Source organism: Zunongwangia sp. SCSIO 43204, assembly GCF_019904275.1.
GTDB classification, from domain to species: Bacteria; Bacteroidota; Bacteroidia; order Flavobacteriales; family Flavobacteriaceae; genus Zunongwangia; species Zunongwangia mangrovi.
On the sequence record NZ_CP063204.1, the window covers coordinates 3,734,617 to 3,760,046 of the forward strand.

At 35.8% G+C, this 25,430-nt stretch carries 19 protein-coding genes; 12 read left to right on the top strand and 7 right to left on the bottom strand.

What is annotated here, in order from left to right:
- Positions 1 to 85 precede the first annotated feature (85 nt).
- From INR75_RS16565 to INR75_RS16575, 3 genes are all read left to right on the top strand, one after another.
- The gene (locus INR75_RS16565; protein WP_223089663.1) at positions 86 to 1,024 is read left to right on the top strand and encodes a formate/nitrite transporter family protein; all 939 of its coding nucleotides are present in this window, start codon (positions 86 to 88) and stop codon (positions 1,022 to 1,024) included.
- Positions 1,025 to 1,038: 14 nt separating this feature from the next.
- Positions 1,039 to 1,896, top strand: coding sequence for an NAD(P)-dependent oxidoreductase (locus INR75_RS16570; RefSeq protein WP_223089664.1), 858 nt, complete (start codon positions 1,039 to 1,041; stop codon positions 1,894 to 1,896).
- Between the two features lie 170 nt (positions 1,897 to 2,066).
- Positions 2,067 to 3,005: a cation diffusion facilitator family transporter gene (locus tag INR75_RS16575; protein ID WP_223089665.1), complete on the top strand. Its 939-nt coding sequence runs from the start codon at positions 2,067 to 2,069 to the stop codon at positions 3,003 to 3,005.
- 3 nt (positions 3,006 to 3,008) lie between these two features.
- On the opposite strand, the gene INR75_RS16580 is transcribed toward INR75_RS16575, so the two are convergent.
- A complete protein-coding gene (locus INR75_RS16580) occupies positions 3,009 to 3,665 on the bottom strand; it encodes a porin family protein (protein ID WP_223089666.1) in 657 nt (218 codons plus the stop codon).
- Between the two features lie 179 nt (positions 3,666 to 3,844).
- Between INR75_RS16580 and INR75_RS16585 the strand changes: the two genes are divergently transcribed.
- From INR75_RS16585 to INR75_RS16600, 4 genes are all read left to right on the top strand, one after another.
- A complete protein-coding gene (locus tag INR75_RS16585; protein ID WP_223089667.1) occupies positions 3,845 to 5,992 on the top strand; it encodes a M3 family metallopeptidase in 2,148 nt (715 codons plus the stop codon).
- Between the two features lie 360 nt (positions 5,993 to 6,352).
- Complete coding sequence (locus INR75_RS16590; protein WP_223089668.1) at positions 6,353 to 6,895, top strand: hypothetical protein; 543 nt, start codon at positions 6,353 to 6,355, stop codon at positions 6,893 to 6,895.
- A gap of 110 nt (positions 6,896 to 7,005) precedes the next feature.
- Positions 7,006 to 7,491: a MarR family winged helix-turn-helix transcriptional regulator gene (locus INR75_RS16595; RefSeq protein ID WP_223089669.1), complete on the top strand. Its 486-nt coding sequence runs from the start codon at positions 7,006 to 7,008 to the stop codon at positions 7,489 to 7,491.
- Positions 7,492 to 7,575: 84 nt separating this feature from the next.
- Positions 7,576 to 8,148: a pseudouridine synthase gene (locus tag INR75_RS16600; protein ID WP_092542267.1), complete on the top strand. Its 573-nt coding sequence runs from the start codon at positions 7,576 to 7,578 to the stop codon at positions 8,146 to 8,148.
- A 56-nt stretch (positions 8,149 to 8,204) separates the two neighbouring features.
- On the opposite strand, the gene INR75_RS16605 is transcribed toward INR75_RS16600, so the two are convergent.
- From INR75_RS16605 to INR75_RS16630, 6 genes are all read right to left on the bottom strand, one after another.
- Complete coding sequence (locus INR75_RS16605; protein ID WP_223089670.1) at positions 8,205 to 8,711, bottom strand: DUF4304 domain-containing protein; 507 nt, start codon at positions 8,709 to 8,711, stop codon at positions 8,205 to 8,207.
- Positions 8,712 to 8,860: 149 nt separating this feature from the next.
- Positions 8,861 to 10,582 (bottom strand): gamma-glutamyltransferase, encoded by a 1,722-nt coding sequence (gene ggt / locus INR75_RS16610; protein WP_223089671.1) that lies wholly within the window; start codon positions 10,580 to 10,582, stop codon positions 8,861 to 8,863.
- A 69-nt stretch (positions 10,583 to 10,651) separates the two neighbouring features.
- Positions 10,652 to 11,215 (bottom strand): biliverdin-producing heme oxygenase, encoded by a 564-nt coding sequence (locus tag INR75_RS16615; protein WP_223089672.1) that lies wholly within the window; start codon positions 11,213 to 11,215, stop codon positions 10,652 to 10,654.
- Positions 11,199 to 11,765: a response regulator gene (locus INR75_RS16620; protein ID WP_084840101.1), complete on the bottom strand. Its 567-nt coding sequence runs from the start codon at positions 11,763 to 11,765 to the stop codon at positions 11,199 to 11,201. Before INR75_RS16620 ends, INR75_RS16615 begins: the two co-directional genes overlap by 17 nt.
- Before the next feature lie 54 nt (positions 11,766 to 11,819).
- Positions 11,820 to 14,045, bottom strand: coding sequence for an ATP-binding protein (locus INR75_RS16625; RefSeq protein ID WP_223089673.1), 2,226 nt, complete (start codon positions 14,043 to 14,045; stop codon positions 11,820 to 11,822).
- Complete coding sequence (locus INR75_RS16630; protein WP_092542256.1) at positions 14,046 to 17,705, bottom strand: CheR family methyltransferase; 3,660 nt, start codon at positions 17,703 to 17,705, stop codon at positions 14,046 to 14,048.
- Between the two features lie 546 nt (positions 17,706 to 18,251).
- Here INR75_RS16630 and proC point away from each other — a divergent pair.
- The 5 genes from proC to INR75_RS16655 all read left to right on the top strand — a co-directional run bounded on the left by proC (position 18,252) and on the right by INR75_RS16655 (position 25,314).
- A complete protein-coding gene (gene proC, locus INR75_RS16635) occupies positions 18,252 to 19,058 on the top strand; it encodes a pyrroline-5-carboxylate reductase (protein ID WP_223089674.1) in 807 nt (268 codons plus the stop codon).
- A gap of 29 nt (positions 19,059 to 19,087) precedes the next feature.
- The gene (gene proB / locus INR75_RS16640) at positions 19,088 to 19,864 is read left to right on the top strand and encodes a glutamate 5-kinase (protein WP_092542254.1); all 777 of its coding nucleotides are present in this window, start codon (positions 19,088 to 19,090) and stop codon (positions 19,862 to 19,864) included.
- Between the two features lie 75 nt (positions 19,865 to 19,939).
- On the top strand, positions 19,940 to 21,139 hold the full coding sequence (locus INR75_RS16645) for a glutamate-5-semialdehyde dehydrogenase (protein ID WP_223089675.1): 1,200 nt from the start codon (positions 19,940 to 19,942) through the stop codon (positions 21,137 to 21,139).
- A 134-nt stretch (positions 21,140 to 21,273) separates the two neighbouring features.
- Positions 21,274 to 23,145 (top strand): peptidase M61, encoded by a 1,872-nt coding sequence (locus INR75_RS16650; protein ID WP_223089676.1) that lies wholly within the window; start codon positions 21,274 to 21,276, stop codon positions 23,143 to 23,145.
- A gap of 165 nt (positions 23,146 to 23,310) precedes the next feature.
- On the top strand, positions 23,311 to 25,314 hold the full coding sequence (locus INR75_RS16655) for a monovalent cation:proton antiporter family protein (RefSeq protein WP_223089677.1): 2,004 nt from the start codon (positions 23,311 to 23,313) through the stop codon (positions 25,312 to 25,314).
- Positions 25,315 to 25,430 lie beyond the last annotated feature (116 nt).

Here is a 25,430-nt window from a genome sequence, read left to right on the forward strand (position 1 = left end):
ACTGCCATTTATAGGAAGAATGGCTTAATTTAGTTTTAAAAGCGGCCAATTCAGTTTGAAAATAACTTAGCGCTAAAATTAAAAAATGAAAAAAGAAGAAGAAAAAGATCTGGAACAGAAAAAGAAGGACCAGGAGAAACAAGAGAAAAAAGAACAGGAAGAAAAAGAAGAGCAGAAAAAGCAGGAAAGTATCGATAAAGAACTAAAAGATTCAACCTCGGTTTCTGGCGATAGCACCAAATCTCATGGTGAAATTTTAAAACAACAGATCATCGAAGGCCAAGAAACCTACGATCGTAATCCACGTAGTATTTTATTGAGTTCTATCACTGCCGGATTAGAAATTGGTTTTAGCTACCTTCTTTTGTGTACCGTATTTTCTTTTTTTAGCGATAGCTTTCCAGAAGAAAGTCTCTTTAAGATAATGGCTTTTGTTTATCCTGTTGGGTTTATCTTGGTAATTTTAGGACAGTCTATTTTGTTTACAGAACAAACCTCACTCCTAACCCTTCCAGTTTTAAATAACAAAAGAAGTGTACGTAGCTTACTCAAAATCTGGGGGCTTGTAATTGCAGGAAATCTTTTGGGCGGCTATATCATGGCTTTTATTTTAATATGGATAGGCCCAAAACTCAATATTTTTGAACATACAGCGATCGAAAAAATTGCAGAGCACGTAACCGATTATAACGGAATCGTGATCTTTATTAGTGCAATTTTAGCAGGCTGGCTTATGGGACTTCTTTCATGGTTAATTACTTCCTCTAGAGATACGATGAGTAGGATCTTTGTGATCTATATCATAACTGCAACCATGGCGTTTACAGGATTACACCACAGTATAATTGGTAGCGTAGAAGTCTTTGCAGGAATGATCGCTTCAACCAAAATCGAATTATACGACTATGTAAAATTTCAAAGTTTTGCTTTGCTTGGTAACTCTATTGGAGGCGGAGTATTTGTAGCACTTTTAAAATACAGGGCTTTTGTTTACAATATTGATATGGAACGTAGAAATTATTAGTTGATCTATATAAAATGACTTCAGAAAAATTTAAAATAGGCTGGATAGGTTTAGGAAAAATGGGGAATCCCATGTCTAAACAAATTTTAAAAGCAGGATATCCTTTAAGAGTTTATAATCGCTCTCAGGAAAAAATAAAAGCTTTAGAAACCGAAGGAGCTACATCTGCTAAGACCGCTAAAGAACTTGTAGAAAAAACAGATATTATCTTCATCATGGTTTCTAATGATGATGCTGTAAGTGAAATCTTCAATCAGGAGAACGGAATTTTTTCTGCGGAAGTAAAAAATAAGATCTTTATAAATGCCAGTACGATCTCGCCAGAATTAAGCGTATCACTTTCCGAAGAATTAATTGAAAAAAGCAGTAATTATCTCGACGCACCAGTATCTGGAAGCGTAAAACAAGCTGAAGATGCAACACTGGTAAGTATTGTTGGTAGCGAGCTATCTATCTTCGAAAGGGTGAAACCAATTTTAGAAGCCTATTCCAAAAAAGTTATTTTGGTTGGTGAGAACGGAGTGGGAAATTCGGCTAAACTAGCTGTAAATACGTACTTAGGGGTTTTAACATTGGGATTGGCAGAGATCATTAAATTTTCAAGTAAGAAAAATGTGAAAACTGAAGACCTTATGGAAATTCTTAATAATAGCGCTTTAGGAAGTACTTTTGGTAAAATTAAGGGAGAGGCGGCCATAAACGAAAATTATAATGCAGCTTTTACTTTAGAGCATCTTACCAAAGATCTACGTCTCGCACAGCAAAGCGGATTTGATCAACCTGTTGGAAATGCAGCCTACCAGACATTTAGTAATGCTGAAGCTGAACTTGGTGCTGAAGACGTAATTGCGATTATAAAGAAACTATCTTAAATTCTTCTAATAACTACCTTAAGAGTTTTAATTGAGGTAGTTATTGAAATTGGTATTATTTAATTCGTCTCCCAGTTCCGCTCGCTATACTAATCTAAAGAAATTAGATAATCTCGATTATCGATTAGAATTGCACTAGGATTGCATAAATCACGGTGTACTTTTACATCATGTCACATCACCACCATCACCACCACCATCAATCGGGTAAAAACCTGAAGATTGCGTTTTTCCTAAACTTAGGATTTACCATTTTAGAAATTTTTGGCGGAATTTATGTAAATAGTGTTGCCATTATTTCTGATGCCGTTCACGACCTTGGCGATAGTCTTTCTTTGGGAACTGCCTGGTATCTGGATAAAAAATCCAAAAAAGGAGCAGACGAAAAGTACAGCTTTGGCTATAAGCGATTTTCATTATTAGGCGCCTTGATTAATAGTATTGTATTAATTGCTGGATCTGTTTACGTCATTTCTGAAGCTATTGAAAGACTTTTTGATCCCCAACCTTCAGATGCGCAGGGAATGATCGTCTTTGCAATCGTTGGTGTTTTAGTCAACGGTTTTGCAGCATGGAAATTAAGCGGCGGTACCAGTCTTAATGAAAAAGCGGTTTCCTGGCATTTACTAGAAGACGTTTTAGGTTGGGTAGCGGTATTAATCGTTGCTATTGTACTAAATTTTACAGATAATCAATACTTAGATCCTGCATTATCGCTTTTAATTACACTGTATATTCTGTATAATGTTATACTCCGACTCAAAGAAACTTTATACATTTTTTTACAGGGAGTTCCTAAAGAAATTAAGCCTGAAATAATCAAAAAAGATATATTAAAAATCAACAATATCGCATCTTTACACCATATGCATGTTTGGAGTTTAGAAGGCGAACACCACGTTTTTACATCCCATATAAAACTGAAGAATATAACCGATTTTCAGGAATTACTTGAGGTGAAAAAACAGGTGAAAAATGTTCTAAAAGAGTATCATTTTGATCATTACACCATCGAAACCGAATTAGATAATGAAACCTGTGAACTGCTTACCAACGAAGAACATGAGCATGATGACCACAAACACGATCATCATAAGCATTCTCATTAAAATTTACCAAATTCGATATTCTACGCCTAAATTTAAAATGATTCCTCTAATCTCATTCTCTCTTTTTATTGCTCCAAAATAAGTTCGAAAATTCAACAATATCGACTCCGTTATATGGTGCCCAATGCCAAGATTTAATCCTGCATCAAAGCTATCTCCATCGCGCATTATAAAAGCATCGCTTTCCCCATCGATCACTTGATAATCTGATTGTAGACTTCGGTCTAGAATAAAAACAAATTGCGGACCAGCTTCTAAAAATAATCCATTGGTCACATAAAATCGAGACATTAAGGGCAGCAAAATACTTAATTCGTGGATGCTATATTTGTACTCGTAAGTTGAGGATGAAATGGGATTACCGTAATAATCGAAAGCAGGAACACTTAGATCATCTTTTACCACTTTACTTCCCTGTAATCCAAATAAAACCTCTGGCTGAAATTGGTAATTTCCAGACCTAAATGCATAGAACGCTCCCGCATAAAATCCGGGCTTAAATTTAAAATCACCTCGATTTCTAAAACGATAATCGTTACCAGATGCGTCGGTAAATTTCGCTAAATTTCCACCTGCTTTTAGTCCAAATTGATGCTCCTGGGCAGTAATTTTAAATACTGAAAATAATAAAACGATAAAAAATAGATTCCTGATATTCATTTTGATTGGTTTATGCGATTGACTTTTTGATTAATTACAATTTTCTGAAATCGGCTATAAATATAGAATTAATTTGCCTTCAGAATCGATAAATTTTTCAAGCTTTTTTATCAGTTCATTCTTCAGAATTTACAGTCTTTGTATATTCAGGCCTTAAAACCTCAACACTCTCAAAACGCATGAAAAGAAAGTTTACAAAACATTTGGGAATGGCAGCGATCGTATTGTTCGCGGCCTGTAAAAGCGACTCCCAAGATAAAGATGATGCTATGGAAAACAATGTTATGCTTACTGAATGGACTGGCCCTTACCAGGGAGTACCGGCTTTTAATAAAATGAAAGTTGAAATGCTGAAACCCGCAATTTTAGAAGGGATGCAGCAACACCTTGAAGAAATAGACAGTATCGCAAATAATCCTGAAGCTGCCACTTTCGAAAACACGATTATCCCTTTCGAAAAATCTGGTGAAGCACTAGATCGCGCGTTCACGTACTACGGAATTTTTAGTAGCAATCTTTCTTCTCCAGAATTTAGAGAAATTCAGAAAGAATTATCCCCAAAAATATCTGAATACAGTTCTAAGATTTCACAAAACGAGAAGCTTTTTCAAAGAATCAAATCGGTTTACGAGCAATCTCAGGAAACTCCGCTAGACTCGGCTGAGCAAAAAACCATCGATCTTATCTACAAGGATTTTGAAATGGATGGCGCTAATCTTTCCGAAGAAGACAAAAAACGCTATGCTGAAATTAATAAGGAATTATCTGAATTATACACGCAATTCTCTAATAACGTTTTGGCCGACGAAGAAGGCTATGTGACTTATATTGATAGTACTCAATTAAGCGGACTACCAGAAAGTTTTATAAAATCTGCCGCCAGCGCTGCCGAAGAAAGAGACCATAAAGGTAAATTTGCGATCACGAATACCAGGTCTTCGATGGATCCTTTTTTGACTTATTCAGATGAACGTGAGCTTCGAGAAAAAGTGTGGAGGACCTATTATTCTCGCGGAAATAACGGAGACGAATTTGATAACAACCAGGTGATCAAAGAAATTTTAAAGCTTCGTGACGAGCGTGTGGAACTTTTAGGCTACGATAACTATGCGCAATGGCGTTTGCAGGATCGTATGGCAAAAGAACCTAAGCAAGCGATGGAATTGATGGAAGCGGTGTGGCCTGCTGCCTTAGGTCGTGTAGAAGAAGAAATTAAAGACATGCAGCAACTTGCCGATAAAGAGGGCAAGGACATTGAAATCCAAGCCTGGGATTATCGCTATTACATGGAAAAAGTTCGAAAAGAAAAATACGATCTAGATAGCGAAGAAGTAAAAGAATATCTACAATTAAGCAATCTTAAAAAGGCGATATTCTACGTTGCAGGCGAACTTTTTAATTTCGATTTTACACCTGTAGATACCAGTTATGTTCCGGTATTTCATCCAGATGTGACCGTTTATGAAGTTAATGATAAGACAAGCGGAGAGGTAATTGGCCTTTGGTATTTAGATCCTTATGCCCGCCCTGGAAAACGTTCTGGTGCCTGGGCGACAACTTACAGAAGCAAAGATGAATTAATGGGAAGCAAACCGGTATTGGCTTCTAATAATTCAAATTTTGTAAAACCTGCAAAAGGAGAACCAACGCTGGTAAGCTGGGACGATGCTGAAACTTTTTTCCATGAATTTGGGCATGCGCTGCATTTCCTTTCTGCAGATATAAAATATCCGAAACTTAATAGCGGTGTTAGAGATTATACTGAATTTCAATCGCAATTATTAGAGCGTTGGTTATCTACAGATGCCGTTATCGATCAATTTTTACGTCATTACGAAACTGGCGAGCCAATGCCGGAAGAATTAGTAGAAAAGATCAAAAAAGCGGCTACTTTTAATCAGGGATTTGGAACGACAGAATTTTTAGCTTCGGCTTTAATGGACATGAAATATCATACTACAGATCCTTCAGAAATTACAGACGTTCAGGAATTTGAAAAACAACAACTGGATGAACTTGGTTTACCAGAACAAATCCCTATGCGTCACAGATCTACGCAATTTGGGCATGTTTTTTCTGGCGAAGGTTATGCTGCAGGATATTACGGTTATTTGTGGGCAGATGTGTTAACCGCCGATGCTGCGGAAGCTTTTGCTGAAGCCCCAGATGGTTTTTACGATAAAGAAACCGCGCACAAACTGGTTAAGTTCTTATTTGCACCAAGAAATGCGATGGATCCTGCTGAAGCTTACAAAAAATTTAGAGGTAGAAACGCGAATATCGATGCATTAATGCGCGATCGCGGATTCCCAATTCCGAAAAAATAATTGGTCTTGATTTTATCGAATCTTAGCAATAGTATTCGGTTACTTTAATAGAATAATGAAAGCCATTCTTTAAACAGAATGGCTTTTTTTGTTTTATAAAATTCCGAAGTGAAAAATTTAGCGACAATCCAAAAGGTCGAAACACGCTAACTAACTATATATCAAAATAATTTTTATCAAATTAGGATCAAATCTCTAAGAATTAAAACCTTAATAAGTGATTAAATTATCGTTAAAACCGAAAAACAATGTAAGCACTTACCTTTTTATTTGACTACATTTGCGTAAGCACTTACATATATATTTTAAAACCGAATTATGACCTGAAATTGAAAAATCAATTTTGTAAACAAATGAGTTATGATCTTAGAGAGAACAAACAATTTAGCACTAGACATTAAAGAACTCAATGCAATGAATTTAGAAAACATTGCATCTACTTTTTTACCAAAAACAAACACCAATAACGAGCAAACCGATCCTTATGTTAGTAAACTGCTTACATTCTTAAAAGCAGAACTTAACCTGGAAAATCACCAAACCAAAAACTATCATTTATTGTGGTCTCGTGATCAGGAAACGATTGGCTTTGTAAGTGTCACCGACATTAAAAAAGGTAAAGAAGCTAAGATTAAATTTAGGTTGTTTGATCATGTAAACCTGAGTCAGCAAGAAAGTGAAAATAGCATCATTTCTTCTGTAGATAAGATCTTTGAAAAATTTGATCTAAAAAGAGCGATTATCAGCATCGATACAGATAAAGAAAATCAGCCTGAAAAAGATCTTTTAAGACTTTACGAATATTATCCTATTGGCATGGTTCATCTGGAAAATAGGTTGAAAGAATATGTGATCTTGCGTGAGCAAAAAAATACTGCCAGCCAAGCTTTCTACATTTTATAAATAGAAATTTAAATATAATACTAAAGCAATAATCTCGATTTTCGAGTAACATTTTTCTTTATTAGAATTACGTAAGTGCTTACTTTTACTGCAGTTCTTAAATAAGATTTATGGATAATGACTTTTTGGTAGAAATGGGTTATGCCGGTTTAACGGGAAGATTAAAAAGGTTAAGTGATGCTTTTGTGTATTCTACCCGGCAATTTTATCGAGATCACGGACTCGAAATTGAACCAAACTGGCACATGATTTTTCTTTTACTTCAAAAACATGAAAAATTAACGGTCATGGAAATTGCAGAAAAATTACACCTCTCCCACCCTGCCATCGTTCAGCTGGTAGATAAAATGAAGAAAAAAGGCTACATCAACTCGGTAAAAGATAAAAAAGACAAGCGTAAACATGTACTGCGTCTTTCTAAGAAAGCGCATGATAAACTCCCAGAAATAGAGCGGCATTGGAAAGCCGGTGACGAGGCGGTAAAAGAAATAATGAATCATAGCAAAGCAATTTTAGATTATCTCGCCGTTTTGGAAAATAATATGGACGAAGCCGACTTTAGAGAACGCTCAGAAAAAAACCTCGAAAAACTATAGAATATTGATTCTTGATTTTTCTCAATCAAGATTAGACATTTTAAGACACCTTTATTTTTCTATTTTTGCTGAACAATTTTTTCTATGCATCGCTATTTTAAAATCTACAAACCTTACGGTTATCTTAGTCAGTTTATCACAAATGAGATTCCACGAAAAAAGAAAAAATTATTGGGAGAACTGGGTGACTTCCCTGAAGAAACTATGGCCGTAGGACGATTAGATCAGGATTCTGAAGGACTTTTATTTTTAACCACAGATGGTAAAGAAAGCGCCAGAATTACCGGAACTGGCGTAGAAAAAGAATACTATGCTCAGGTTGACGGTGATATTACTGAAGAAGCTGTAGCATTATTAAAAAATGGCGTAGAGATAAGTATTAACGGCTCAAAATATCAAACGCTGCCCTGTAAAGCTTTTAAATTAGAAAACCGACCTGTTTTCCCTGAACGGGCAAAAAAGATTAGGGACGAGCGCCACGGCCCAACAAGTTGGGTATCGATCACACTTACTGAAGGGAAATTCCGTCAGGTAAAAAAAATGACGGCGGCTGTTGGTTTCCCAACACTTCGTTTGGTTCGCGTACGCATTGGAAATGAAAAATTAAACGATATGGATAGCGGTGAAGTAATCGAACTTCAAAAATTTGATAGCTAAAATTACTAATATTGAGTTTTATATTCTATAATTAAGCTGTCTCGTATATATCTTTTTTATTTAAATTTTAATATTGATTTAATTCTTTGCCATAATGAACTATGTCTGTAATTGGTAACTGGCTCTGGCTCTTTTTCAATTTCCGTTACTTTGTTTTCAGTCCAATACTGTTCCATTATCGGGATTCTCTCAACAACTTTTTGAGCCAATGTGATATATACTTTATCCAATTTCGATTTGTCATATCTAAACCAACTGTCAGTTCCATGTTTTTCAGTTAAAGTGTTTGGATAAATTCGCTGTCTTTCATTCAAGTCGTGAGCTGTCAATTTATTTAAAGGAATTATTTTTCCCCAATGAGTTTTAAATTCCGATTTATTGAAATTAGCTATTTCAATTACGAATCCACCTCCATTACGGTCAAACTGGAAAGTCAATAAATTAGTTTTTCCATTTTCTATTTTTCTAAAGTGTGGAAAGCTACCTTTAAAATTTCTATTCCGTAGTTCAGGTATAGTAATTTCTTTTAGATATTTTATCATTTTGTCTCTTTCCTTGCTCATTTTTTAGCTTTTAAACAACCTCAATTATCAATTAAAATAAGCCTTAAGTAAACTACCTCGCAGGAAGCCCACTAGGCATTCCATAGAAACAATTTTTGAATTTCGAGGCAAGTCTCAGAGTATTATACCCTTTGGCGGTGCCAATAAACTTAATCTTCCATTTCTGCTACAGCTCCGCCGCTATAACTTCTGGAATCTGCTGCGCCATAGCGCATTCCGGTTTCAGGATCAATATAAATTCCCATCGCTCTACCCTGGCTGCTTCTTGTGTCAGGTTCGTGTCCCATTTCTTCGTAAATTCTTTTGGTATCTGGAGAAAATCCCCATTCTTCAAAATAAGTTATATCGGGTAACCATTGATGATGAATTCTTGGCGACTCTATCGCTTTAGCAATATCCAGATCGTAGTCTATGGTATTCAAAATAACCTGAAGCACAGTGTTAATGATCGTCCTACCACCAGGGCTGCCAATTGCTAGCACTGTTTTTCCGTCTTTTGCGACGATCACCGGACTCATACTGGAAAGCATTCGTTTTTCCGGAGCAATTAAATTAGGAGCTGTACCTATCAAACCTCGTGAATTCGTGTAACCCGGAATTGGATTAAAATCTCCCATTTCGTTATTCAGTAAAAATCCAGCTCCTTCTACCACATACTTAGAACCGTAACTCTGCTCTAAAGTATAAGTAAGCGAAACCGCATTGCCTTCTTTATCTACAACAGATAAATGTGTGGTTTCTTTACTCTCATATTTTAAATGCGCTTTATTAAAATTAGCCGAATCACTCTCTGAGGCTGCATCCATCAAAATCGATTTTCGAAGTTTTTCAGCATAATCTTTCGAAGTCAGTTCTTCTAAAGGCATATTAGGATTAAAGTTGGTATCTCCCAAATACATCGCGCGATCTGCAAAAGCGCGGCGCATTGCTTCGGTAATTAAATGTAAAGAAATAGCCGAATTTTGTCCAAATTCAGTCATATCGTAGCCCTCAAGAATATTCAGCATTTCAACCACAGCAACTCCGCCAGAACTTGGTGGTGGCATTCCAATAATATCATAACCACGGTAAGTGCCTTTGATGGGCTTCATTTCTTCAGCTTCATACTTAGCAAGATCTTCTTCAGTAATAATTCCGCCATTCTTTGCCATAAAATCGGCGAACAATTCGGCTGTTTTGCCTTTATAAAACCCATCTGGTCCATGCTTTTGAATTCGTTTTAAGGTCTTAAATAAATCCTTCTGAATCAGAATTTCGCCATTCTTATAAAGACTCCCATCTTCTTTTAAAAATATCGCTGCAGTACTTGCGTATTCTTCTTGGTGTTCCTTAACCCACTTTAAAAACCACTGCATATCCTCACTTACTGGATATCCCTTTTTTGCTAATTTTAAAGCAGGTTTTAAAAGCTGTTTCCAATCTAAATTTCCAAATTTTTGATGCGCTTTATAAAGTCCGGCAACCGTTCCCGGCACGCCAACCGCTAACAATCCGTCGTGATTAGCATTGTCTTTCACTTTTCCGTCTTTACCAAGATACATGGTTTCTGTAGCTGCTAAAGGTGCTTTTTCCCTAAAATTGAAAGTAGCTTCTGTACCGTCTTCTCCACGATACACCAAAAATCCGCCACCACCAATATTTCCGGCAGAAGGTAAAGTTACCGCAAGCGCAAAAGCCGTTGCAATTGAAGCATCTACGGCATTGCCGCCATCACTAAGAATCTGCGCTCCCGCCTGAGAAGCGAGTTTGTGACTACTGGTAACGATCCCTTTTTCTGAAGAAACAGGAATACGGCCGCTTTGCGCAAAACCTGGAAATAATGGCGCAAAACATACAATAATAAGAAATAGTGGGGTATAGATCTTTTTCATAGGTTTAGGAGTATAATCGAAAACCTAAACCTAGTCAAATTGTATATTATTTGAAAGAAATTATTATAATTAAGCTGAAAATTGTGGATTGTACTCAAAGATCTTCCCAAAAAACCTAAAGGTTTCCTGAGCTTTAAGTGTTGCTTTCTGAATTTCTTCTTCTGAAAACTCCCTGGCATTCACTCTTTTCATAAACTCTTTCCAACCTTGCACATTTTTGCGATCTCCGTTAAAGAAATGATGTGTAGAAATTGAAGCCAATTTTGTACAATTTTGAAGTTCTTTTGCGATAAGCATTCCGCCCATTGCAGAACCTTCTAAAACATACGCAGCTCCCAGAGCTTCAATCTTATCTTTACAATGAAATTGATCCTCAAAATGTATTAGAGGCGAATGAAAATCGATATTTAGTGCAGTGAGGTCTTCAGCCAGTCTTTCGCTTTTATCCGTAGAAAATTCAGACTCAAATTGCTTAATTTCGTCCTCCACTATTTTATAAGCTAAATAGTTTTGAAGCAATAACAATTTATATTCTTCAAGAGTAATACTGTGATCCATGATCAAACCTGCAGTATTATCCTTTTCGATTTCTTTGTGTAATGTGGCTGTTTGTTCTCTAAGCGTCTGCAGCATTGTCTTTCTCGAGTGTTATGCTTTCTATATTCGCACGAATTTTATTAAGACTTATTCGCTGCTCTTCATTTTCAGCATTAATATCGTCCAGATATTGATAGATCTGGTTTACGGCAATCTTATTTCGACGTATTTTTTCGCGAAGTTCTTCTTTCTCCAGCATATTGAACACCACTTTTTTAAGTAATGGTTTCAATTTTTCACCAAGAGTATTCATGTGCTTTTTCAGAATAAATCCAGAGGCTCCAGATAAAATTGTATTTGCCGCAAGTTCGTCATCATCTATTGTCCCGGTAACGAATATAAATGGCAAATTATCATCAAATTGCTTTACAACTTGAAGAATATCCAGACCAGTACAAGTTGGTAGGTTGTAATCTGACAATACAACATCTGGCACGAAATTGTGTAATTTATCCTTACAATCTTCTACATTATCTACAATCTTTACTTCAGGATTCTCTACGATTTTCTGAATTTGCATAGTGATAAGATCGGCATCGACGTCATAATCCTCTACCAGCAATATCTTAAGTGCAGTCTTTATCATCTAGTTAGTTTGGTTTGATGGCTGAAAAATACGAAATAATTTTATAAAAACTCCCTATTCTTCTATATCTGGCAGACTGAAATAAAAACAGGAACCTTCACCAGGAGTTGTTTCTACCCACAACTCACCCTTATGCTTATCTACCACTTTTTTAGCGATAGAAAGTCCGATTCCCGAGCCTTTGAAATCTTCTGTGGCCACTCGTGAAAATACTTCAAAAATTTTGTTCTTATGTTTAGGATCAAATCCTACGCCATTATCTTTTATAAAGTATGTTGTTTGATCGTTTTTCCTATAATACCCAATTTCTACAACTGGTTGCTCTTTTTTCCCACTATATTTTAATGCGTTGCTTATTAGGTTATTCACCAACTGAGCGATCATTCTACGATCGCCAACGATCTTTGGCAATTTTTCTTCAAGCTTAATAATGGTATTTGGATAATTACTTGTGACATTTTGAGCGTCCAGAGCATTTTCTACAATTTGTCTCATCGACAACACCTGCTTAGCCAAATCTGTTTGTCCAACCCTGGAATAAGACAAAATATCATCGATAAGCGTATCCATTTCTGAAGCCGATCTTACGATGGTATTTACGGCTTTTTGACTATAATCATCCAGCCTATCCATATAATGATCTTTTAAGATCCTGGCATATCCATCTATACCTCTTAAAGGAGCTCTTAAATCGTGAGAAACACTATAACTAAAGGTTTCTAGTTCTTTATTGGCTTCAACTAATTGACCGTTTAGGCTATCAATTTTATCTTTTTGCTGTTTTACCAGAATATGGACGATACTTTCTCTTAAACTGCTTACCGCTTCTAGATCATAATCCTGCCAGGGTTTTGCTACACCATTTTTCTTCTCTGTCCAGCGTTCAAAAGATTTTCTTGGTGTTAGATATTCTATACCATCTTTTACAAAGCCATTCTTTTCAGGGTTTCCTCCCCAGTTCACCGTTTCCTTAGCTTCTGGCCTAAACCACATGATATAATTAGCATCCTGCTCACTTATTTGTACACTTAGAATTCCCGATGCTATATTTTTAAAAGCTGCTGCTTTTGGGTACACTGCAGAGAGCGATTTTGTTGAAAAATACACTTCTTTTTCAGCTAAAAATTCATCACATAATTGTCTAAGCTCAGCTTTTTTAGGAGTTTCTCCTGAAAGATAAATTTCTCCGTCCATCACCAATGCTCCACCACTGCATTCAATAAGATCTGTGAATTTTGGATCGAAACGATAAAGCGCATCTTCAATACTTCGTATCGAAGTTATTTGTAAGACTAGCTTTTTCCTAACCTCATCAGACTTCGAAGTGTTTTCTAAAAAAGTTTTGGTTGTTTTAAGTGCCAGTTTATTTGAAAAAACTTGCGTTAAAAACAAACAAGATTGCCTTTGGTGGTAGTTTATAAATTTTGGTGAATAATGATGACAGGCAACCAATCCCCAAAGCTCGCCGTTTAGCACGATCGCTGCGGTTAGAGAAGCTCCAACTTTCATATTCTGTAAATATTCGATATGAATTGGAGAAACAGCTCGTAACTCTGAGGTTGAAATATCCAATGGCCGCCCGGTTACAGGCGAAATTTCTGGATTTATAGGGGATGCCCTGTAATTTACATCACTAATAATTCTTACTCCCTGCTTCATAAAAATTTCTCTCGCAGGTTTAGGAATATCGGTAGCTGGATAATGCAAACCTAACCAGCTGTCTAATTCTGGTTCTTTTACTTCAGCAACAACTTCTCCATTCCATTCTTCGTCAAACTTATAGATCATGATTCGATCGTAATCGAATAAGTGTTTAACAAGCAAAGCAGCTTGCTGGCACATATCGTTTACAGATTCAGATTCGTCAAGTTCGGTTAAGATCTTGGTTAATTGTTCCTGAAAATGAACTGGATCTAATGACTTTCCTGAAGGCTCTACGTCTATAATAAGATGCTCACCAGAAATCGAAGGAATACATAAAAACTTTTGTTCCCCGATCTTTAATTTTTCGGGTAATAAAGAGTCTTCGTTCTTAAACTTCTTTTTAAAAGATTTTGCTACTTTTTTAGATAAAACCTGCTTTAAAGGTTTACCTAAAACTTCAGTATGGGAAATTCCCAGAATATTTTCAATATTTTCACTGCATTGCGAAACATTGAAAGAATTTAAATCACAAACAACGATAACACCATGTTCCTGAGCTTTACCTATAATATGTATAGGCTCCCTGTCGCAATTTGTGATATTTACTTCTTGTTCGCTATATGCGGTTTTACTCATCTACTTTGCTTTGATTTTGAAATAAAATGTACTACCCACTCCCGGTTGCGAATCTACCCAGATCGAACCACCGTGCAATAGCACAATTTTATGTACGTGTGCCAATCCTACTCCTGTTCCTTCATATTTCTCTTCTGTTGGTACACGGTTAAAAATGGTGAAAATATTTTTTTGATCTTCTTCAGAAATACCAATTCCGTTATCCATTATAGAGAATACCCAATATTCATCTTCCTGATAAGCCGAAATTCGAACTTCTGGAGTCTTATCTTTTGCACAATATTTTAGGGCATTGCTCAATAAATTTTGAAATAAAAGACGCATCTCTACTTCAAAAACCTTTAATTTTGGCAAACTTCCCACATGAACTTTGGCCTTCGTATCTTTTATTCTCTTGGTAAGATCGTATTTTACGACCTCTACCAATTCTCTGGTGTCGACAAGTTTTTTCTTGGTGTTTCTACCAATACGAGAATGCTCCAGTAATGCTTTTATCTGTGCTGATAAACGATCTGAAGCTTCGTCGATATACTGAATATAATCTTTTCCTTTTTGATCTAATTTATCTGAATAAATCTTTCCTAAGATATCACTACCAAATTTAATAGTGCTTAGAGGTTCCTGAAGGTCATGCGAACAGATAGATACGAATTGTTCTAAATCGTGATTAGCTCTTTGCAGGTCTCTTTTTTGTTGCTGCAACTCGTCCTGAACCTGTTTTAATTCTGAAATATCTACACAGGTAAATCTATTGGTAATTCCGTTTCCATTTTCATCAAGCTCTACAGTAGAGTTCATGATCACCGGAACTATTTTTCCGTTCTTAGTCACCATTTCCTGCTCTACGTTCTTAAGCTCTCCTTTTTCCTGGAATAATTTATTAAGACGTAAGGCTCTTAATTTAGATTCGTCTTCGTAAAGCTCGAAAATCGGCTTTCCAATAATATCTTCTTTAGAATCGTATTCCAGTTTTTCTACTGCTTCCTGGTTACACTGTACAATTTCTGAAGTTTTTGGATCTACACTAAAGTGTAAAACAGGATCTTCTTCGTAGAAAGATTTAAATCTTCTTTCACTAGCTAGTAATTTGTTTTTAGCCTTCTGAAGTGATTCAATATCTACAAAGGTAATTACGATACCTTCTGTATTTTCTTCAGTATTTCTAAATGGGGAAATTCGTTGCAGATAATTTCTTCCTTCTTTAGAAAGAATATTACGCTCTAATATTTTCCCGGTTTCCATCACTTTATTACAACGATCTACTAAACCTTTCCCTCTATTTACTCCAAAATTGGTAGTGAAGTTATCGATAGGCCTGCCTATATCACTATTTATTAGACTAAAGTGCTTTTTAATTGCAGGTGTAAATTTTCTTATTCTAAGATCGCTATCTAAGAATATAGTACCAATATTAGTACTTTCAAGCAGGTTATTCATATCGGCATTAAGCTGAGCAAGATCATCCATTTTCTGGATATTCTCAGCATTCACCGTATTAATTTCTTCGTTTACACTCTGAAGTTCCTCATTGGTACTTTGTAATTCTTCGTTAGAAGCCAAAAGTTCTTCGTTAGCTGCCTGTAGTTCTTCATTACTGGTTTCTATTTCTTCTAATGAAGTTTGAAGTTCTTCTTTGGTTTTCTTCAATTCTTCTTCAAGCTCAGAAATATATTCTTGAGTACGCCCATTAATAGTTACCTGCTCTACCTCGATCGTATCTTCTTCATTAACCTCTTTTTCGATAAAAGTTAATACAAAATTACTTTCGTTATCAAGGTTTTTCGGTTTAAAAGGCTTCACCACAATATCTAATTTCATCACAGATCCGTCTCCTTCTTTTACCACTGCATCATGGTAAACCACTCTTTTCTTCTCTTTGGCAGATTTTTTAGTGGTAGACTGTACGACATGCTTAAGATCTTTATTAAGCATCTCGATTAGATTAGTGGTAAATCCTGAAACCGGCAGATTAGCGTATTTTCTAAACTCACCAACCGCTTCCATGATATTGAATTCGGAATCTACATATACACTTGCAGCTCCAAATTGCTGCATAATCGCTTCGTTAAGTTCGTTTATAAACTTTTGCTTGCTATTACTATAAGTACGATTATCACTACGGCGTGATGAACTGCGTTTTTCTTCCTGATCGACATGAGTTCTTCCTGTGGTAGATCGTAAATTTTGAGTTCTAATTCTCGATCTTGGATGAACATTTCTAAAGATCTTCCATTTTCGACTAATATCCTCAAACGAATCTCTATGGGACGTAACGCTTTCACTGGTACCTAATACAAGAAAACCATATTCTTTAAGTGCATAATGAAGCACATCCATCGTCTTCTTCTGTATAGTAGACTGGAAATAAATTAGCAGATTACGACAAACCACCATATCCATATTACTAAATGGCGGATTTTTTATAATATTATGTTTAGAGAAAATCACCATTCTTCTAATTTTCTCTACGATTTGATAACCTTCTGGTTTCTTGATAAAGAACTTCTTCAGAAATTTATCTTCAACATTCGCTACAACACTTTCTGAATATATTCCTGCACTACCAATATCTAAATGTTCCTGAGAAATATCTGTAGCGAAGATCTTAACTTCAAGCATTTTGTCCTGTCGTTGCATTTCTTCGTGAAGCAACATGGCGAAAGAATAAGCCTCTTCTCCTGTACTACAGCCTACATCCCAAATTTTAAGAACCTCATTATCCTTTTTTGACTCTACAAGTTCTGGAATTAGATCATCTGCAATAATTTCCCAAACTCGTTTATCTCTAAAGAAATTAGTTACTCCAATTAAAAATTCCCTGTATAGCATAGGAATTTCTTCATCGTTATGAAGTAACATATCGTAATATTCCTCTAAGCTACTGCAACCACAAACATTCACTCTTCTAGCTACTCTTCTCGCTAACGTAGAATACTTATATTCTCTAAAATCAAGACCTGTTTTTTCATCTATTAAATGAAGAATCTTAGAAATCGTTTTTTGATCAAATTCAACGTCATGATTTTCTATATCGAAAACAAGCGGAGCGTTAATAAACTTTCTTAGCTCCTCGCCCATTTCTTCTACTGGCAAAATATAATCTACAAGCCCGGTTTGAATGGCACTTTGCGGCATCCCATCGAATTTTGCCTGCTCAGGATCCTGCACCATCACCATGCCGTCTTTTTCCTTAATTGCTCTAATTCCTCTGGTCCCATCACTACCTGTACCGCTTAGTATAACAGCCACAGATTTTTCCTTTTGATATTGAGAAAGAGACTCCAAAAACATGTCTATAGGCAAGTTTAGATGCGCTCGCTCTGGTTTCTCTACAAGCTTAAGACAGCCATCATCAACTAATAAATTACATTTTGGAGGAATAAGATAAATGGTCTTCTCTTCCATCTCCATTCCATCCTTTATTTGCTTGATTGGGAATTTAGTTGATTTTGCAAGTAATTCTCCCATCATACTTTTGTAATCTGGAGAAAGATGCTGTATCACCACATAAGTATTATTATCCTCTTCAGGAATACCATTAAAAAATGCTTTTAAAGCTTCTAAACCTCCAGCACTAGCTCCTACAGCAATAATTCTGGATTTTGCATTTTTGTTTTCTCTAGGTTTAACCTTTGGTGTTAGTTTGTTATTTCTAGTCATTGAATTCTTTGAGCAGTAGTTTACACGTGTAAACTTCAAATATATTGGTTAAAAAACACATTTTATACTACAAATGCTTTTAAAATGCACGTTATTCACAAGATTTAGTACACATTTTAATCAATAACTTCCATAATCCCTGCCAGCTTAACAGTTACATTTGTCAGTTCGGCAGCTATAAGAAAAAACTATCGATTATAAGAATATTCAATGAAGTGAACATTCACGTATATCACTAGTGTTTTATTAGCAAAATTTAACATTTAAAATATTCCTGATAATCAGAGATTCGCAATTTATATCAATCATATTCACCCATTCTACATAGCTCTAAGGCAACTTAACTCATTAATTGTCATTTCTCACTTTTTACAATTCTTTAACCCTTGTTGAGATTTTGTTAAAACAATTTCATCTTATATTAAATGCCAATCAAATTTGTGCCGCCAAATTATTTTTTGGCTCGCACGGTCTTTGAACAATAAAGGACAAGTTTAACTAAATATCGTGGCAGAAGGCCACACAACAAAATTGAAAAACACAGAAATGAAAGTATTAGTTATTGGAGCAGGAAATATGGGACTTACTTACGCCGAAGGCATGGCGAAAAGCAGTCTTCTAAATCGAAGAAATCTTATGATCTTCGATAAGTCTGCCGAAGTTATTACCGACTTAAGTAAAGTAGACCATTTTGATGTTTTCGATAAAGTAGACCACTGCCTTCCTCAGGCAGATATTATCTTTCTGGCTGTAAAACCTTACCACATCGAAGGCTTGTTCGAAGAGATCAAACCTATGGTAAATGATGAGCAAATATTTGTTTCCCTAATGGCAGGGGTTACTATTAAAACCATTCAAGATGGTTTAGGAGTTAAAAAAGTTGTTCGATCTATGCCTAACTTACCTGCACAGGTTGGTAAAGGTGTAACATCTTATACTGCGGCTAAAGAAGTATCTAGAGTAGAGCTTTTAATGGTAAGAAATCTTTTAGATACTACCGGAGAATCCATAAAAGTTGAAAATGAAAATTACATCGACGCTTCTACCGGTATTAGTGGTAGTGGACCAGCTTATGTTTTCTATTTTATGGGATCGATGTTAGAAGCTGCTCTTAAAATGGGATTCTCTGAAAATGATAGTAGAGTTCTTGTTAGTCAGACTTTTGAAGGCGCTGTCGAACTATTTAACCAACATGACTTGTCGCCAGATACATGGATGGAACGTGTAGCTTCTAAAGGAGGAACTACTCGTGCTGCATTAGATTCTATGGACGATAATAACGTAAAGGAACTGATTAAGGAAGCTGCTTATGCTGCATTTGACCGCGCAGTAGAACTTGGAGAAGGCAAATAATCTACTAACTAACACTATCAAACTTAATAATGGAAAATCAGAAGAAAAGAATTGTTGTAAAAGTTGGGACTAATGTAATGACCAACAAAGACAATAGAATTTTAGGACCCGTTCTAAAACATTTAGTTGAACAAATATCAGAACTTTATGAAGAAGACGTCATGACCGTTTTGGTATCTTCAGGTTCGGCGATTGCAGGAAAAGAAATTCTTGGAGAAATCAACGTTCACGATCCTTCTAAGAGAAGACAGGTATATTCTTCAGTAGGACAACCAAGAATGATGAGACATTACTACGGAATTTTCCACGACTACGGAATGCGTTGTGCTCAGGTTCTTGCTACAAAAAGAGATTTTAGCCCTGGAATACATAGAGAGAATATGATCAATTGCTATGAATCTTTACTTTCAGAAGGAATTATTCCTATTGCAAACGAAGATGATGCAGTTTCTGTAACTATGTCGATGTTCTCTGATAATGATGAATTAGCAAGTTTAGTTGCCGAGTTAATTGGTGCAGACTCATTGATCATTCTTAGTGATACAGACGGACTTTATACAGGGCATCCAGATGATGATGATTCAGAAAAATTAAATAAAGTACAGATTGACCAGAATGTCGAAAAATACGTTCAGGAATCTGATAAAGGTGAAGGTGAAGGCCGAGGCGGAATGGAGTCTAAAATTAAGATCGCTAAAGAAACCGCTGCTAAAAATATTACGACCTACATTGCGAACGGTAAACGTCCTAATGTAATTCTTGATATTATGAGAGGTAAACCAGTGGGAACTAAATTTACTTCATAAACTAATCAGCTTAAACGCTAAGATATAATCTCGATTATCGGGAAATTAACTAATTAAAAACTTAAAGCAGATTAAATGATACTTTTAAATTCAGATAAAAAAAATAATGTTTTGAAATCCATGATGCGTATCCTGGATGAAAAACGAGAGGCTATTATCACAGAAAATAAAAAGGATCTTGAAGCTTTTGGAGAAGGAGATCAGGCGATGTACGATCGTTTGGTTTGTGACGATAAGAAGGTGGATGGTATGATTACTTCGGTAAAACAAGTAATGGAACAGGAAGATCCTGTAGGGCAAACTATCGAGCATAGAAAACTTGATACTGGTCTTGATATTACAAATAAAACGGCTCCTTTTGGAAACATCATGATTATTTACGAATCTCGACCAGATGTTACCATAGAGGCTGCTGTGCTTGCTTTTAAAGCAAATAATAAAATTTACCTTAAAGGTGGTAAAGAAGCAATTAACAGTAATAAAATTCTTGTAGAATGCTGGCATGAGGCGCTTAAGGAAAATGATTTAAGTTCAGACTGGATCGAGTTATTACACCTAAGCCGTCCAGAGACTCAGGAATTTCTTAAAAATCCACCAGTACAATTAGACTTAATTGTACCAAGAGGTGGTGAGCGATTAATTGGATTTGTAAAAGAACACGCCACTGGTGCAGTATTAGTTAGTGGTAGAGGAAATAATTTCCTTTATGTTTCTAAAAATGCCGATTTTGAAACCGCTAAAAAAGTGATGCTAAACGCGAAAATCGATAAAATTTCGGGTTGTAATGCATTAGATAAAGTGCTTGTGGATGTTAATCTTCCAGATTATGAAGCTAAACTGAAAGAACTTCAAGAAATGTTTAAAGAAAATGAAGTAAACATTCTAGTTGATGATGATGTGAAAAAAGTGCTTAGCGAAGAAGATAGCATTCCATCTGAATCTACCTGGTACGAAGAGTTTCTTGCTATGAAGATCGTTATTGGTAGTATCGATGGCTTAGATGCTGCTATCGAAAAGATTAACAAATATTCTGGCGGACATTCGGCTTCTATTATTACTACAGAAAAGGATGAAGCGATCAAATTTATGGAGCAGGTAGATAGTGCTGCAGTTTACCATAATGCTTCAACCAGATTTACTGATGGTGGACAAATGGGCGTAGGTGCAGAGCTTGCAATTAGTACAGATAAGTTACACCATAGAGGGCCACTAGGTCTAAAACAGTTAACTACAAATAAATATTATGTGCTTGGTGACGGGCATATTAGAGCATAATTTTCATTATAAATGGAAAAACAAAAAGGGTGACAAAATTGTCACCCTTTTTAATATCTCAAATTCGACAAAAATAGATACTAAAATGTAACTATTTGAGTTTTTAATAGTCCAATAAGAAAGAAAACATAACCATGAAGAAAATAGTGTATGCTGCTGCCTTACTGGCAAGTTTGTACTCTTGTAAAACAACACAAAATTTAACTTCTAAAGATCAGCCAATTATCACAAAAATTGACCTGGTTAATGTCTTAGATGATAAAGTAAAAGTTAGCGTAGATCCTGCTAAAATTACTACTGAAGAAATTAGCTTTTTTATTCCGAAAACGGTTCCAGGAACCTACTCTACCGATAACTACGGAAGATTTATCGAAAACTTTAAAGCCTACGATTACGATGGCAACGAGTTAGAATTTACGCATCAGGACGACAACACCTGGACGATCACCAATGCCAAAGCTTTAGACAAAGTTAGTTATGAGGTAAACGACAGTTACGATATCGAAGGCGAAAATGGTGTCTTCTCCCCTTCTGGAACTAATATCGACGCTTCTAACAATTTTATGCTGAATTTGCATGGTTTTGTAGGCTATTTCAGTAAGCTTCAGGAAGAACCTTATCGCATAGAAATTCTTAAACCAAACAATCTTGTTGGTGGCACTTCTCTAATTGTTTCTACGGAAGATAAAAATTCCGAAGATAACTTCAGCAAAGATATTTTTAGTGTAGATCGCTATTTTGAAGTTACAGATCATCCTATCATGTATGCAAAACCAGACACTACAAGTTTTGATGTAGAAGGAATGAAGGTACTTTTAGATGTGTACTCACCAAATGATAAATTTTCTGCTCAGGATATCAAACCTGGAATTGAAAAAATGATCGCTGCTCAAAAACGATTTTTAGGAGACATAAACGACACTAAAAAATATGCGATCCTACTTTATCTTTCAGATCTACAAAATAAAGACGCTCGCGGGTTTGGTGCTTTAGAACATCATACCAGTACTGTTGTTGTACTACCTGAAACCATGCAAAAAGCACAGTTGGACGAATCTATGAAGGATGTGGTGTCTCACGAATTTTTCCATATTGTAACACCGCTTAGCGTACATTCTAACGAGATTCATTATTTTGACTATAATGATCCAAAAATGTCTCAGCATCTTTGGATGTATGAAGGAGTGACAGAGTATTTCGCGAATCTTTTCCAGATCAATCAGGGGCTAATTTCTAATCAGGATTTCTACGATCGCATGTCTGATAAAATAGCATCTTCGATGAGTTTCGACGATACTGTTCCTTTTACCGTAATGAGCGAAAATATCTTAACAGACGAATATAAAGATAGCTACTATAATGTTTATCAAAAAGGAGCTTTAATAGGTATGGCTCTGGATATTCGATTAAGAGAACTAAGCAATGGCGAAATGGGTATTCTTGATCTTATGAAAAAATTAAGCGAGAAATATGGTAAAGACAAACCATTTAATGATGAAGATCTTATAGGTGATATTGTTGAATTAACTTATCCTGAAATTCAATCATTTTTCGACCAGTATGTCACCGGGGAAACACCAATTCCTTATGACGAATTTTTCGCTAAAGTTGGTTTAGAAGAAAAATCTGTTATGGTAAACACCAGCTACTTTTTAAACGGACAGGTTCCTTATATTGATGGTGATCCTGCTTCTGGTGAACTTTTCTTTAGAGAAGGAATTAGTTTTAATACTTTTATCGATGAATTAGGAGCTGAAGGTGGTGATGTTATTAAAACGATAAACGGAACAGAATATACCGTTCAAAATGTTTATGGATTAATTACAAGTTCACAAGCCTGGGCAGAAGGTGACGATGTAGAGATTGTGGTAGATAGAGATGGCGAAGAGCTAACACTAACTGCCAAAGTTTCGCAACCACAAACTGAAGAAACTTCGATCACAGAAATGGATCTTCCAGCAGATAGTCCAAAAATAAAATTAAGAGAAGCCTGGCTTAAAAATTAAATAAAAAAATTAGAGACTAAATCCTCTAATTTCAATTTATAGAATCGCTGCTTAACCTGCCTCTTTACTATCAAAATTAGATAGTTTAAAGAAGTATTTTAAGCAGCTTTTTTATTCCGTTTAATTCAACTAAATTACCATCAAACTAACCAAAACCAATCTGCTATGGAAATCCCAATCTTACAGGATATTGTAGTTATTCTGGGATTATCGGTCCTTATCATTCTTGTTATACAGAAGATAAAAATCCCTAGTATTTTAGGTTTTTTAATGGCGGGAATTATCGCCGGACCTCATGCTTTTAATCTTATAAGCAATGGCCACGAGGTTGAATTATTAAGCGAAATAGGAATTATTTTCCTGCTTTTCGTAATTGGGATCGAGCTTTCTTTAAAAGGATTAGCTGCCATTAAAAACACTATTTTTATTGGTGGTGGTTTACAGGTTGGTGGTACCATTTTATTTACAACATTAGCCGCGCAACTGCTAGGACTTTCTTTAAATACTTCTATTTTTCTGGGATTCCTGTTTTCTTTAAGTAGTACTGCGATCGTTTTAAAACTTTTTCAGCAAAGAGGAGAAATCACTTCTCCCCACGGTAGGATAAGTATTGGGATTCTTATTTTTCAGGATATTGTTGTAGTTCCTATGATGCTGCTTACGCCAATATTGGCAGGTAAAGCAGATAATATTTTAATGACCATTGGGATATTGGTTAGTAAAATTGCGTTGGTTTTAGTGGTGATCTTATTGCTGGCTCGCTATGTAGTTCCTAAAGTTTTAGGTTGGGTGGTAAAAACTAAAAATCAGGAGCTCTTTATTCTTACCGTGGTCGTATTTTGCTTTGCGATCGCATGGCTTACCAGTTCTGTAGGACTTTCTTTGGCGCTGGGTGCTTTTTTCGCCGGACTCATTATTTCTGAATCAGATTATAGTCACCAGGCTACTGCAAATGTGCTTCCTTTTCGTGAAATTTTTATCAGTTTCTTTTTTATCTCGGTAGGAACACTTTTAGATTTGGGCTTCTTTTTCGACAATATCGCCTATATTCTTTTGCTGGTTCTTGGAGTAGTTCTATTAAAAATGTTAGTGATAGGAATTACGGTTTTGATTTTAAAATATAAACCCAGAACGGTATTTATCTCAGCATTTAGTCTATTTCAGGTTGGGGAATTCTCGCTTTTACTTTCTGGAGTTGGTTTGGATAATGGTTTATTGCCCGAAAATATTTACCAGTATTTTCTTGCAATATCAATCTTAAGTATGGCGCTCACTCCGTTTTTGATCATGAATTCTTCAAAACTTTCTTATGCAATTCTTAAGGCACCAATTCCTTCAGCAGTAAGACATCGATTATCGAACATTAAGAAAAACGCAAAATCTGACGAGGAGTTTTCCGAAGAAAATCTTAGTGATCATATCGTTATTGTTGGTTACGGAACTAATGGAGAAAATATTGCTAAAGCTGCTCGAAGCGCTGATATTCCTTACGTGGTAGTCGATATTGATCCAGAATCTTTCGAAAATGCCAAGAAAAACCAGGAGCCGGTGGTTTTTGGTGATGCTACTAATTCATTGATCTTAAAGCATATTCATATCCAGGAAGCTCGTGTGGTGGTGATCGCTATTTCTGATGCTTCGGCTACTAAAAAGATCATTAGCACTATTCGATTGTTTACGCAAACAGCTTTTATCATTGTTAGAACAAGGCAAGTCAAAGAAATTGAAGAACATCTTCGTGTTGGCGCAGATGAAGTGATTCCGGCAGATTTTGAAACTTCTATCGAAATCTTTACCAGAGTGCTTAAAAAATACCTGGTGCCTTATGACGAGATTGTCGATTTTACAAGCAGTATTCGTTCAGCAGATTACGAAATGTTAACGCGATTAAAAGATAAACCACATAATCCTGCTTTACATCATCTAAACATCCCTAATAAAGAAATTGCAACGCTTAGCGTTCAGCAAAAAGATAAAAATATTGTAGGCAAAAGCCTGGAAGAATCGGGTATTGCTAAAAATTACGGCGTCACGGTTCTTGCTATCAAAAGAGATACTAAATACTTAACTGAAATCACACCGAAAACCAAAATTAAACGCGGTGACCTTATTTATGTTTTTGGTAACCCGGCAAATATTAATCACCTAAATAGTTTATTGGCAGTTTAAGCTTTTAAAAATAGTATCTCATTTTATCGAATTTTGGCTCTTATTTTTCTGGAAGTTGAGATGCTACTTTCGTAAGGGAAAAGCATTAGCAGCATATTGCGAATTTAAAGTGCTAA

What these genes read in the sequence shown, in the direction of transcription:
- INR75_RS16565 (WP_223089663.1), top strand. Translation starts at nt 86, where the DNA reads ATGAAAAAAGAAGAAGAAAAAGATCTGGAACAGAAAAAGAAGGACCAG.
- INR75_RS16570 (WP_223089664.1), top strand. Translation starts at nt 1,039, where the DNA reads ATGACTTCAGAAAAATTTAAAATAGGCTGGATAGGTTTAGGAAAAATG.
- INR75_RS16575 (WP_223089665.1), top strand. Translation starts at nt 2,067, where the DNA reads ATGTCACATCACCACCATCACCACCACCATCAATCGGGTAAAAACCTG.
- INR75_RS16580 (WP_223089666.1), bottom strand. Translation starts at nt 3,665, where the DNA reads ATGAATATCAGGAATCTATTTTTTATCGTTTTATTATTTTCAGTATTT.
- INR75_RS16585 (WP_223089667.1), top strand. Translation starts at nt 3,845, where the DNA reads ATGAAAAGAAAGTTTACAAAACATTTGGGAATGGCAGCGATCGTATTG.
- INR75_RS16590 (WP_223089668.1), top strand. Translation starts at nt 6,353, where the DNA reads ATGATCTTAGAGAGAACAAACAATTTAGCACTAGACATTAAAGAACTC.
- INR75_RS16595 (WP_223089669.1), top strand. Translation starts at nt 7,006, where the DNA reads ATGGATAATGACTTTTTGGTAGAAATGGGTTATGCCGGTTTAACGGGA.
- INR75_RS16600 (WP_092542267.1), top strand. Translation starts at nt 7,576, where the DNA reads ATGCATCGCTATTTTAAAATCTACAAACCTTACGGTTATCTTAGTCAG.
- INR75_RS16605 (WP_223089670.1), bottom strand. Translation starts at nt 8,711, where the DNA reads ATGAGCAAGGAAAGAGACAAAATGATAAAATATCTAAAAGAAATTACT.
- ggt (WP_223089671.1), bottom strand. Translation starts at nt 10,582, where the DNA reads ATGAAAAAGATCTATACCCCACTATTTCTTATTATTGTATGTTTTGCG.
- INR75_RS16615 (WP_223089672.1), bottom strand. Translation starts at nt 11,215, where the DNA reads ATGCTGCAGACGCTTAGAGAACAAACAGCCACATTACACAAAGAAATC.
- INR75_RS16620 (WP_084840101.1), bottom strand. Translation starts at nt 11,765, where the DNA reads ATGATAAAGACTGCACTTAAGATATTGCTGGTAGAGGATTATGACGTC.
- INR75_RS16625 (WP_223089673.1), bottom strand. Translation starts at nt 14,045, where the DNA reads ATGAGTAAAACCGCATATAGCGAACAAGAAGTAAATATCACAAATTGC.
- INR75_RS16630 (WP_092542256.1), bottom strand. Translation starts at nt 17,705, where the DNA reads ATGACTAGAAATAACAAACTAACACCAAAGGTTAAACCTAGAGAAAAC.
- proC (WP_223089674.1), top strand. Translation starts at nt 18,252, where the DNA reads ATGAAAGTATTAGTTATTGGAGCAGGAAATATGGGACTTACTTACGCC.
- proB (WP_092542254.1), top strand. Translation starts at nt 19,088, where the DNA reads ATGGAAAATCAGAAGAAAAGAATTGTTGTAAAAGTTGGGACTAATGTA.
- INR75_RS16645 (WP_223089675.1), top strand. Translation starts at nt 19,940, where the DNA reads ATGATACTTTTAAATTCAGATAAAAAAAATAATGTTTTGAAATCCATG.
- INR75_RS16650 (WP_223089676.1), top strand. Translation starts at nt 21,274, where the DNA reads ATGAAGAAAATAGTGTATGCTGCTGCCTTACTGGCAAGTTTGTACTCT.
- INR75_RS16655 (WP_223089677.1), top strand. Translation starts at nt 23,311, where the DNA reads ATGGAAATCCCAATCTTACAGGATATTGTAGTTATTCTGGGATTATCG.